The organism is Paenibacillus sp. (genome assembly GCF_035645195.1).
Taxonomy (GTDB): Bacteria; Bacillota; Bacilli; order Paenibacillales; family YIM-B00363; genus Paenibacillus_AE.
The window spans coordinates 191,908-203,513 of the sequence record NZ_DASQNA010000008.1; the positions used below are offsets into that span (position 1 = coordinate 191,908).

Here is an 11,606-nt window from a genome sequence, read left to right on the forward strand (position 1 = left end):
CCGTTTATAATAGAAAGCCTGCTTTACATTATACCACCGGACGCGCCGACGGAAACGGCTCCCGCGCGTCGACGAAACCTTCTCGCGGCGTTCGGCGTCGATATAGGCGGGAGGTGATGGACGTTGAGAACGCGGAACGCCGCCGCGGCAGGCTTGCTGCTTGCGGCGCTGCTCGGGTGCGAGGATGCGTCGCTCTCCGGCGGTTCGCCCAGCGAGGAGAAGCCGGGCGCGGCGAAGGAAGCCGCTTCGCCCGTCGGCTCGGCGGACGAGGCCGAGGCGGAACGATTCGAGCTGCGAATATGGTCGCCGAACGCCGAGTTCAAGGCCGGGGAACCGTTCGAAGTCGCGGCGGAGCTCATCTATCGTTCCGACGAAGCCGTAACAATCATGCATGCTTCGCCGCTCGCGCATTTTCAAATTTACGATTCGAACGACCAACCGCTGATCAAGACGTTCGTGACGGATCAAGTCGGGTTCATTGTGCCGCTGCGCCCGAACGAGCCGTACAACCCTGGTAAACAAACGCTGAAGGTCGATCGACCGGGAACGTACCGCATCGTGGCGACCGCGTCGTTCCGCCTGCGGGATGCGGACGAGCAATGGAGGGAAGAGTTGAGAATCGTTTCGGCGCCGCTCGAGATCGTGGTAAAATAACCAGTAATTCTATGTAGTCGAGAAGGGGAATGAGGCGTAATGGTGCATTCCGGCACGATTCAGACGTCCCGACGGGACGAGATGATCGACATTACGGACCGCGTCGCCGACATCGTCCGGCGCGAGGGCGTCGTCGGCGGCCTGGCGGTCGTCTACTGTCCGCATACGACCGCGGGCATTACGATCAACGAAAACGCCGACCCCGACGTCGTGCGCGATATGCTCATGCGTTGGGACGAGGTGTACCCTTGGGAGCATCCGAAATACCGGCATATCGAGGGCAATTCGGCGTCGCATTTGAAGGCGAGCACGGTAGGCGCGTCGCAGACGGTCATCATCGAAGGCGGGCGGCTGCTGCTCGGGCGGTGGCAGGGCATTTATTTTTGCGAGTTCGACGGCCCGCGTCAGCGGACGTTCTACGTGAAAATCGTGCGGACGGAATAGAGACGGGTTACAGACGAACCATGAACCAAGTCAACCAGCCGTCGAGATTGCCATTTGAATGGGAAAAACCACCCTTAGCGGGTGGTTTTCATATGGATCAAGGAGTTTGCCGCACCATGATCCCGTTGCCGTACGGGTCATAGAACGTGAAGCATGCCGCGCCCAGCCGTTCTTCGATTCCGGTCACGTTCGATGCGTGTTTCGCGGACACGTGGGCTCTCGCCGCTTCGACATCCGGCGAATCGATCACCAGCGCCGGGGCGACGCGCAGGTCGAGCTGAAGCTTCTCGTAATGCACCTTGCCGGTCTGCGACAGCCGGTTATCGTCGACCAGCAGATCGGCGCCTTTCTCCATCGCAATGCCGTTCAACCCTTGCACGACCGGATCCGGCCGCACGTCTTTCCGCAAAAAGCCGGCGTACCAGCTCTCCGTCTCGGCCGCATGGTCCGCATGCGCGATCACGCGGCTGATCCGTCGAAGCAGCGGGTGCGCATCGCCTACAGGTTCCTGCGGCTGTTCGTGCGATACGGCCCAGCAGACCATGTTGCCGCCCACAGTGAAATGGGAGGCTTCGGAATAACGGTACAGCTCCCCGATGTGCATATATCCCATGCGGTTGCAGTAGTCGTACGATGCGTCGATATCGCGAACCGACTCGAACATGATCATCGGCGGGAACCCCCACATATTGCTGTCGAGAATGATCCCGGTGCCGTCGAACGATACTCCCCAGTAGATGCCGCCTCCCGTTTTGTTCGGCCGGATCGGCTGTTCGAACAAGTTCGCGTACCATTCAATGGACGCCTTCAAATCGGTTACGGGCAAAAATACGGTGTGCATGACGGGTTTGATCGGGTGTGTCAAAGCCTGCACTTCCTCTCCAATAAGTTGACTTCAACACAAGGACACATCGAAACGGAAATCTCTATCAATCTACAACGAAAAAAATTATAACCTCTCCATCGCGGCCTCCAGACGATCCGCCGCTTCCGCTTCAGCCTCCATCGCAGCGTGGAGACCTGCCGCCATTTGTTCCCGGTTCGACGTAACGCCGCCTATACCGAACGGGAAGGCAGGATACAGCTGCAGCAAAGCCTTGCAGACATGCTCGTACCATTGGCTAGCGTCCGCCAACAAAGACCGCGCTTCGCCGCGAATGTTCCGGTCCAGGGAGAGCTGCTCCAGATAACGGCAGGCATGTTCGCGGGCTTCCGTCAGGAGAGCTACTTGGTAGGCATGGCCAAGCGGGTCCAGACGGTTTTCCAAGACGGCGCTTCGCCACTCCCGGTAAGCAGCCTGTCCGAACGCAAAGCCGGGAATGCGGGGCTCTTCCCCCCGGATCTGCTTTACGATCCCGGCAAGGACGTTGCGTACGGAAACGAAAGCGCCCGTCCGTCGTTCCAGAACGGCTGCGAACAGCCCCGGACTTTCGGGACTTCTGCCTAGGCTCTCATACATATAGCGCTGCACGCCGGGGCGGTGGCTTCGGCCGAGCAGCACGCGCTCCGAGTCGTCGTACCCGTAAACTAATGCGAACTCGTTGATCGACAAATTCCATACGACGGCCGGCATGCCTGCCTCCACGGCATCATGGATCAGCTGCAACACGCCGACTTGCTCCTCCGGCCGAAGCTGCTGTCTTCCGGGACGCCCGAAGCATCGGGCGCTCCAGCCGATCCGCTCCGCAGCGCCGTAGAAGGCGTAGCTCCAGTCGAACGTCGACAGCCCCCTCCAGCCGCATCCGGAGGAAATGCCGATTCGGAATGCGTCGCCCGTCGTCCCCATGACCGTCGTAAGCTGCTGCTCCGTATCGCCCCCATACCGCAGCGCTTCGAGCAATGCCACGGACATCAGCGCATATGGACGAGAAAAACGGGGTTCGTCGAGGACGATGCGGCCCGGTTTGCCATGGCGGAGGCGATCGGAGAGATAGCGGTCAACTTCCGTTCGGAAACGCTCCTCGTTCAGCTTCGAACGGGAACGGGAAATCAGGTTATAAACATTGCTTCGGGCGATGCCGAGCGATGCCGCGGTTTCATCCGGCTGAAGTCCATCTACCGCCGCGTCCATCACGCGTTTCGCGTTGCCGCGCAGCAGCGAAGACGAGCGGTCCGCCGCTTCGCGGCGCAGCTCGCGGTCGAGCAATCCCTGCTGCGGTTCGTCCGGACGGCTGCACGAATACGGATCGGCCGACTCGGGCAGCTCGCCGAACGGCTTCGTCCGGTTCTCCGCGCCGCGCAGCATATTCATCGCCGTCCTGCGGACGAGCTTCCTCAGCCATGGGCGGAAGCGTTCCGGGTCCCGAAGGCCGGGAAGCTTGGCAGCCAGCCGCAGGAACGATTCCTGGACCGCATCCTCGGCCAGGTGGGCGTCCCGCATAATATCGCGGGCCCACAGCGCCGCATCCTGCCTATACGCCGCAATCAACTGCGTCAGCGCGTCCCGATCGCCTGCGGCCGCGCGCGAAATCAAATTCTCTTGATTCATGTGCCCAACCTCGTCTCCGGCCCGTCCATGCGCAGCTTTGGTGATCAAATATAGCCACTATTTTTATTTTATTACAATATTCGAAACTAGCATATGTTTGCCTTTGGGCATTTGTGGTTAAATGAGGGGAAAAGCACAGCAAAAATACGGAGGGATGAATCTATGGTTCGGGATATTGCGAAAGAGATCGAAAGCGCCGTCGTGCCGGAGGACGCGATCGCGGTATGGGCGCTCGGGCAGTGCGGCTTCGTGCTGAAAAGCGCCGCTTGCACGGTCGGCATCGACTTATACTTATCGGATTCGGTATACGAGAAATACGGGGCGCCCTGGTCGCGCACCGCGCCGCCGCCGATCGCCCCGGAGGCGCTGCCGCCGCTGGACGCCGTCCTGTGCACGCACCACCACGACGACCATATGGACGACGCGACGCTGCGCGCCTTGCGGACGAAGGCATCGACGACGTTCGTCGCGCCGAGGGCGCACCTCTCGTTGATGCGGGACTTCGGGCTGGACGAGCGGCGGCTCGCCGGCATGAATCACGGGGAGACGCTGCGGCTGCCCGGCGTCGAAATCAAAGCGTTCGCCGCCATGCACGATACGTTCGAGCGGGATGAGGCGGGCAATCACCGCTTCCTCGGCTATACGTTCCGGTTCGGCGGCTTTACGGTGTACCACGCGGGCGATACGATCGGCTTCCCCGAGCTGCCGGAGTGGATTCGCCCCGAGAACGTCGATGCCGCGTTCGTGCCGATCAACGGCCGAGATTACCGGCGAACCGCCGCGAACATCGTCGGCAACATGAACTACCGCGAAGCGGCCGACCTCGCGGCGGACATCGGCGCGGGCGTCGTCGTGCCGATGCATTACGGCATCTTCCGCCACAACGACGAAAATCCGGCGTACTTCGTCGATTACATCTACCAGACGTATCCGGAGCTGCCGTTCCGACTGCCGCGGCTTGGAGAGCGGTTTATCCTTTGGAAATAAAAACAGCGAGCTACTTTTTGTTGTTATCCTGCGTGTTAGGCGATAAAATATAATAAAATACAAGACTAAACGCCAATATTTAAAAAAACGCGAGGATGGGTGAGGGATGAGGGGAAAACCACTGCAGCGTTTGAAAGTAAGCGCTACCAAACGTTTTCTCGTCCTAGAGGACGGAACGCCGTTCTTTTGGCTGGGCGATACGGCGTGGGAGCTGTTTCATAAGCTGAACCGGGACGATGCGGTCCATTATTTGCGGACGCGGGCGGAGCAGGGCTTCACCGTCGTGCAGGCGGTGGCGCTCGCGGAGTTCGAAGGGGCGACGACGGACAACGCCCACGGCCGGCGGCCGCTGCGGACGAACGCGTCCGGCGCCGTCGACCCGGCGCTGCCGGACGTCGAAGGACCGTATTCGTATTGGGACCATGTCGATTGGGTTTTGTCGGAGGCGGCGTCGCTCGGTCTGTACGTCGCGCTGCTGCCGACGTGGGGCGATAAATTTAACAAGCTCTGGGGGAAAGGGCCGGAACTGTTCACGCCGGAGAACGCCTTCGCGTACGGCCGCTGGCTCGGCGAGCGGTACCGGGACGCCGCGAACGTCGTCTGGGTGCTCGGCGGCGACCGGCCGCTGCAGACGCGGCGCCATTTCGAAATCGTGGACGCGATGGCGCGGGGCCTGAAAGAGGGGGACGGCGGCAGCCACTTGATGACGTTCCATCCGCAGGGCGCGCAGTCGTCCTCTCACCATATGCACGACGAAGATTGGCTCGATTTCAATATGATCCAATCCGGGCACGGCGAAGCGCAGATTACGAACTACAAGCGGGTGCTGGCCGATTACGAGCGGCAGCCCGTCAAGCCGACGCTGGACGGCGAGCCGTGCTACGAAGATATTCCGGTCGGCTTCCGGACGGAGAACGGCTACTTCGACGAAGCGGACGTCCGCCGAGCGGCGTATTACGCGGTGCTGTCCGGCGCCCTCGGGCACACGTACGGCCACCACTCGGTCTGGTCGATGATGGACGGACCCAGCGAAGGCCACGGACACTCGTTCCTGATGAGCTGGAAGCAGGCGCTGCGGCGCCCGGGGGCGGAGCGGATGCGGCACGTGCGCGCGCTCGCGGAGGCGCGCGGCTTCGGGCGGCTCGCGCCGCCCCGGACATGGTCGAGAACAACGACGCCGGCAACAACTATATGGCCGCGGCCCGCGCCGACGACCATGCGTACGTGTACACGCCGAACGGCGCGCCGATCGCGGCGAAGCTGGGGCGTCTGCCGGGCGGCCGGCTGACCGCCTCGTGGTTCGACCCGCGCTCCGGCGCCGCGGAGAGCATCGGGAGAATAGAGAACGCAGGCGTCCGACGCTTCGTGCCGCCGTCGTCCGGACGCGGCAGCGATTGGGTGCTCGTGCTGGAGGCGGGATCATGTTCCGAGTCATGATCGTCGAGGACGAGATGCTGGTCCGGCTCGGCCTCAAAAATTCGGTCGACTGGGCCAAATTCGACATGGAGGTCGTCGCCGACTTCCCCGACGGCCAAGCGGCGTGGGAGTATTACCAGCGCGAGAAGCCGGACGTCGTCATCACGGACATCCGGATGCCGAAGATGGACGGGATGGAGCTGATCGCGAACGTCCGCCGCGCGGACAAGGGGACGCGGCTCGTCGTGCTTTCGTGCCTCGAGGAGTTCGATCTCGCTCGCAAGGCGATGCAGCACGGAGTGTCCAGCTACATTCTGAAGCTGACGATGACCGAGGAGGAAATCGAGACCGTCCTCGAGGAAGTGCGGCGCGAGCTGCTCGCGCAAGGGCGGAGCGCGCCGGCCGAGGAAGGCGTCGGCACGCTGACGCGCCAAAACATGGATTTGCTCAAGGAGAAAGTGCTGAAGGACTTTCTCTTCTACAACATTTTCAGCGCGGAGGAATTCGAGTTGTTCGTCGCGCGGAACGGCCTGCGCCTCACGCCGATTCGGCTCGTCGCCTGCGTGATGGAGATCGACCGGTTCCCGAAACTGAAGGAGAAATTTCGCGACGAGCACGGCCATTTGATCAAAATGACGCTGCTGAACATCCTCGCCGAAATTACGAGCGTCCATAAGCGAGGGGAATCGTTCCCTTTGGACGAAACGCGGTATTTGCTGTTGTTCCACTTCGAGGACATGCATTCGGAGCAGACCGTCATGCAGGAGACGCGCGTCATCCTGAATCACGTGCAGGAAGTCATCCGCACCTATTTCAACGGATCCGTCTCCTTCGGGGTCAGCGGCATCCAAAGCGGCTTCAAGTCGCTGCCGAAGCTGTACGCGGAGGCCGGGAAGGCGCTCGAGCGGAAGTTTTGGACCGGGCCGGGCCATCTGCACCAGCCGGGCCAAACGGCGGATCACGCGCCGCTGTCCGCCCTGCTGTCGCGCATCCGGCGTTCGCCGGAGCTGCGGGCGCTGCTGTCGCCGATGAAGCAGAAGGAGCTCGACCAATTTCTCGACGTGTTCGAAGCGACGCTCTCGGAGGAGCGCAAATCGATCGAAATTATGCTGTACCAGCTCGTGCAGTGGATCTCGACGAACGTCTACGACGACAATCAGAACGAATGGACGCTGCTCGTCAGCATTACCGACAAGCTGGAGCAATGCGACAATTTGCCGGAAATGCTCGAGCAGACGGTAACGTTCCTGGAGGACATTACGGCGCAGGCGAGCAGCCACATGCATATGAGCAGCGAAATTACGAAGGCGATCCAATACATCAAGCGGCATTACGCGGAAAACATCAGCCTGCAGACGGTGGCCGACCACGTCAATTTGAGCCTCAGCTATTTGAGCAATTTGTTCAAGAAAGAGCTGCAAATTTCGTTCGTCGACTATTTGAACCGGTATCGGATCGAACGGGCGAAGGAGCTGCTCATCGGCACACAGATGAAATCGTACGACATCGCGGTGCAGGTCGGCTTTTCGCCCGAATACACGTACTTTAGCAAGGTGTTCAAGAAGGTCACCGGGCTCAATCCGAACGAATACCGGCGGCAGTGGATGTCGGCGCCCAGGAGCGAGACATGAAACCGTTCGGCTGGTTCCAAAGCCTTCGTTCGCAGCTCATTTTATATTTCATGATCATTAGCTTGGTCGTGCTTTCGGGCGCGACCTACTATTTATATTCGTTCATGCTCGGCATGATCAAGGAGCAGAACGAGCGTCTGCTGTTCCAGCAATTTCAGCAGCTCGACCATAACATCGCCGGCCTGCTCGCGGACGTCGACCGGCTGCAGAAGATGTTCCTGCTCGAAGAAGAGATTCAGGATCTGCTGCTCAATTTGACCGAGAAGAGCGAGCTGGAATTTCTCAATTCCAAAAACATGCTGCACGAGCTGATCAAAAAATTCATCGACAATTACAATTTCGTCCATTCCATTTACATTACGGCGGAAAATCAAGGCGCGGTCGGCGGCAGCGGCAACACGACGCTCGTCCATCCCGTGGAAGAATGGGTGAAGGCGTTTTTCGCATCGGAGCCGTATCGGAGGTCGCTGTCGGAGTACCCGAACATCGTCGTCGAAGGCAACATGCGCAAATCGTTTTACAACCCGTACATGACCGGAAGCCGGGACGGCGCCGTCGTCAGCATTTTGCGAGGGACCCGGGCGATCTACGACCCGCGCGTCAGCGCGACGCTTATTTTCAATATCGACGAGCGGTACCTCGCCTCGATCTATTCGGCGTCGCTGTCCGCGGAAGACGGCGAAATGTACATCGTCGACGGGCGCGGGACGATCATTTCGAGCTCGCGGCCCGAGCGCGTCGGCACGGCGAGTCCGTATGTTCCGGGGCGGGGGGGAACGTTCGGCAGCTACGACGACAACAACGGCGACGCGCCGGTGCAAATCGTCTATTACAAGCTGCAGACGTCCGGCTGGTACGTGATGAAGGAAATTCCGCTAAATCCTTATTCGGCGCAAATTTACGCGGTGCAGCGCATCATCGTCCTCGTATTTTTGCTCAGCCTCCTGGTCATTTTGATCGTTTCGTACTTTTGGCTGAACAAAATGATTCGTCCCCTTCACCTCCTGTCCGGCAAAATGAAGGACATCGGCCGCGGGGAGCTCGGCGTCACGTTCCCGGAGGTGCCGAACAACGAATTCGGCACGGTCATCCGGCGCTTCAACGAAATGTCGCTCAGCATCGTCGATCTGATCCAAAAGAACAACGCCATGCAGGAGCAGAAACGAGAGCTCGAAATCGAAGCGCTGCAGTACCAAATCAACCCGCATTTCCTGTACAACACGCTGAACATGATCCGCTGGATGGCGTCGATCATCAAGGCGGACAACATCGTCAACAGCATCGTGGCGCTCGGCAACATTCTGCGCGCGGCGTACGCCAGCAAAGATTCGATGTGCACGCTGCGGGACGAGCTCAGCTACTTGGAAAACTACATTAAAATCATCAACTGGCGGTTTAACAACGGGGTCGTGTTCGCGATTGAGGTCGAGCCGGACGAGCTGGACTGCCGCGTGCCGCGCTTCATCCTGCAGCCGCTCGTCGAAAACTCGATTCAATCCGGGCGGCAAATCGAGGAGCAGCGAATCGAAATTCGCGTCTGCGTCCGGCGGGAAGGGAACGAGCTTGCGATCATCGTCCGCGATACGGGTCCCGGTCTTACGCCGGAGCTGCTGGAGTCGCTCAACGCGATGCTGGCCGGGGACGGATCCGGCGAACGGTCGGGCGAGATGGGCGAGACCGCCGGCGGCGTCGGGCTGCGCAACGTCAACAAGCGCATCCAGCTTTATTTCGGCGCGCAGTACGGACTGCGGTTCGAACCGAGGGAGAAGGGGGCGGAAGTGGTCGTCCGTCTTCCGGCGTCGACGTCTTGAATTTTTTTCAACTTTCGCATGGGACAGCGGCAGCGCTGTCCTTTTCCGTTCCGGCGCGCGGCGAGAAAGTTCAACTCAAACGAAAAATCGTTCAATTCGGGGAAGGGGCGGGTCCGGCGAGCCCCCGGATTTTTCAAATATGTCGTAAGATCGTTCATTCGGACGGAGGGAATAAAGCGTTATCATGATCGTACAGGAGAGAAACAGACTGCATGAAAAGGAGAAAAACGATGGAGATCACTTACGCAGCACAAACAGAGAAAGCGACGAAAAAGTCGAAGCTGTTTCGCAAAGACGGCGTGAAGCTGCTGCTGATGGCGCTGCCGTTCGTCGCGTTCGCGTTCGCGTTCAGCTACGTGCCGTTGTTCGGCTGGATTTACGCCTTTTTCGACTACCGGCCCGGCATTCCGCTCAGCAAGACGGAGTTTATCGGGCTCGAAAACTTCGCCGCCATGCTCACCGACCCCCGCATGGGCCCCGTGCTGATCAACACGCTGGCGCTCAGCCTGCTGTCGATCGCGACGGCGCCGATCCCGATGCTGTTCGCGATCATGGTGTCCGAAGTGAAAAGCGAGTGGTTCAAGCGGCTCGTGCAGACGACCTCGACGCTGCCGCACTACATTAGCTGGATCATCGTATACTCGCTGGCGTTCGCCATGTTCAGCACCGAGGGGGCGGTCAATTCGATCCTCTTCAAGCTCGGCCTCAGCGACACGCCGGTTAACGTGTTAGGCAATTACGACCGCGTATGGACCGTCCAGACGCTGCTCCTGCTGTGGAAAGGCGTCGGCTGGAGCGCCATTATCTATTTGGCCGCCATCGTCAGCATCGACAGCGAGCAGTACGACGCGGCGAAGGTCGACGGCGCGGGGAGGCTGCGCACGATTTGGCATATTACGATTCCGAGCATCATGCCGACGTTCATCGTGCTGCTGCTGCTCTCGATCAGCAATCTGCTGTCCGCCGGCTTCGAGCAATATCTCGTCTTTACGAACGTCATCATCGCGGACCGCATCGAGGTGCTCGATCTGTACGTGTACCGTCTCGGTCTCGTCACCGGCGATTACTCTTACTCCACGGCCGTCGGCATTTTCAAATCGGTCATCAGCGTGATCTTGCTCTTTACGGCCAACTTTTTGTCCCAAAAAATCCGCGGCCAAGGCATCATTTAATGGGAAAGGAGCCACAAGCATGAGCGCGCAAACGAGCGTCCAGCCGATCCGCCGCAGAAGGCCGATCGATTGGAAGGACTTCACATTCGACAGTATCAATTATCTCTTTCTAACGCTGCTGGTTATCGTCACAATCTATCCATTCTATTACATTCTGATCTATTCGATCAGCGATTCGATCGAAGCGCAGAAAGGCGTCTACCTGTGGCCGGCCGGCTTTTCGCTGGAAGCGTACCAAACGACGATCGCGCTGCCGGGCATCCGGGACGCGGCCCTCGTCTCGCTGCTCCGCACCGTGTTCGGCACGCTCATTACGGTGTTTTGCTGCTCGTTCTTCGCGTATTTGATCACGAAGGACGAAATGCCGCTGCGCAAATACATTTACCGATTCGTGCTCGTCACGATGTATTTCAACGCCGGATTCATTCCGTGGTACCTCACGATGAAGGCGTACGGCTTGCAGAACAACTTCCTGCTGTACATTATTCCTTCCGCGCTTTCGGCGTTCAACGTCATCTTGATCAAGACGTTCATCGAGCAGCTGCCGGCGTCGCTCGAGGAATCGGCCAAAATCGACGGGGCGGGCTATTTCAAAATTTTCACGTACGTCATCTTCCCGCTGTCGATGCCGATCATCGCGACGATCGCCGTGTTCGCGGCGGTCGGCCAATGGAACACGTGGTTCGACAACTTTTTCCTGGTGGAAAATCCGAAACTGCAGACGCTGCAGCTCGTGCTTTGGAATTTCTTGAACCAGTCGACGAACTTGTCCAACATGACGACAGAGCAGCTGACGCGAGGCGACATCGTGCGTTCGCTGACGCCGCAGTCGATCCGGATGACGATCACCATGCTCGTCACGCTGCCGATCGTGCTCGTGTACCCGCTCCTGCAGCGGTACTTCGTCAAAGGCATCATGCTGGGCGCGGTGAAAGGGTAAGACGGATTATCCGGCGTTCGCACCGCCGATAATTATAGACTCACTTCAATTAATTTGGGAGGG

The 11,606-nt window shown here is 59.4% G+C and carries 11 protein-coding genes; 9 read left to right on the forward strand and 2 right to left on the reverse strand.

Annotated elements, in window-relative coordinates:
- The first annotated feature begins 123 nt into the window (after positions 1-123).
- Positions 124-654: a hypothetical protein gene (locus VE009_RS04000; RefSeq protein WP_325006105.1), complete on the forward strand. Its 531-nt coding sequence runs from the start codon at positions 124-126 to the stop codon at positions 652-654.
- A gap of 39 nt (positions 655-693) precedes the next feature.
- On the forward strand, positions 694-1,098 hold the full coding sequence (locus tag VE009_RS04005; protein WP_325006106.1) for a secondary thiamine-phosphate synthase enzyme YjbQ: 405 nt from the start codon (positions 694-696) through the stop codon (positions 1,096-1,098).
- Between the two features lie 97 nt (positions 1,099-1,195).
- Here the strand turns inward: VE009_RS04005 and VE009_RS04010 are convergent, their stop codons facing one another.
- Positions 1,196-1,963, reverse strand: a complete 768-nt coding sequence (locus VE009_RS04010) for a hypothetical protein (protein ID WP_325006107.1) — start codon at positions 1,961-1,963, stop codon at positions 1,196-1,198.
- An 84-nt stretch (positions 1,964-2,047) separates the two neighbouring features.
- Positions 2,048-3,586: an RNA polymerase sigma factor gene (locus VE009_RS04015; protein WP_325006108.1), complete on the reverse strand. Its 1,539-nt coding sequence runs from the start codon at positions 3,584-3,586 to the stop codon at positions 2,048-2,050.
- Between the two features lie 162 nt (positions 3,587-3,748).
- Here VE009_RS04015 and VE009_RS04020 point away from each other — a divergent pair, with 162 nt between their 5' ends.
- The 7 genes from VE009_RS04020 (at position 3,749) to VE009_RS04050 (ending at position 11,543) form a co-directional block, all read left to right on the forward strand.
- On the forward strand, positions 3,749-4,573 hold the full coding sequence (locus tag VE009_RS04020; RefSeq protein ID WP_325006109.1) for an MBL fold metallo-hydrolase: 825 nt from the start codon (positions 3,749-3,751) through the stop codon (positions 4,571-4,573).
- A gap of 106 nt (positions 4,574-4,679) precedes the next feature.
- Entirely contained in the window at positions 4,680-5,861 is a 1,182-nt protein-coding gene (locus VE009_RS04025) for a DUF4038 domain-containing protein (RefSeq protein WP_325006110.1), read from the forward strand.
- Entirely contained in the window at positions 5,765-6,010 is a 246-nt protein-coding gene (locus VE009_RS04030; protein ID WP_325006111.1) for a putative collagen-binding domain-containing protein, read from the forward strand. Before VE009_RS04025 ends, VE009_RS04030 begins: the two co-directional genes overlap by 97 nt.
- Positions 5,995-7,620 (forward strand): response regulator, encoded by a 1,626-nt coding sequence (locus tag VE009_RS04035; protein WP_325006112.1) that lies wholly within the window; start codon positions 5,995-5,997, stop codon positions 7,618-7,620. The genes VE009_RS04030 and VE009_RS04035 overlap by 16 nt, the downstream gene beginning before the upstream one ends.
- Positions 7,617-9,431 (forward strand): sensor histidine kinase, encoded by a 1,815-nt coding sequence (locus tag VE009_RS04040; RefSeq protein WP_325006113.1) that lies wholly within the window; start codon positions 7,617-7,619, stop codon positions 9,429-9,431. Before VE009_RS04035 ends, VE009_RS04040 begins: the two co-directional genes overlap by 4 nt.
- 212 nt (positions 9,432-9,643) lie before the next feature.
- Positions 9,644-10,603 (forward strand): ABC transporter permease, encoded by a 960-nt coding sequence (locus tag VE009_RS04045; protein WP_325006114.1) that lies wholly within the window; start codon positions 9,644-9,646, stop codon positions 10,601-10,603.
- Positions 10,604-10,622: 19 nt separating this feature from the next.
- Positions 10,623-11,543, forward strand: coding sequence for a carbohydrate ABC transporter permease (locus tag VE009_RS04050; RefSeq protein WP_325006115.1), 921 nt, complete (start codon positions 10,623-10,625; stop codon positions 11,541-11,543).
- Positions 11,544-11,606 lie beyond the last annotated feature (63 nt).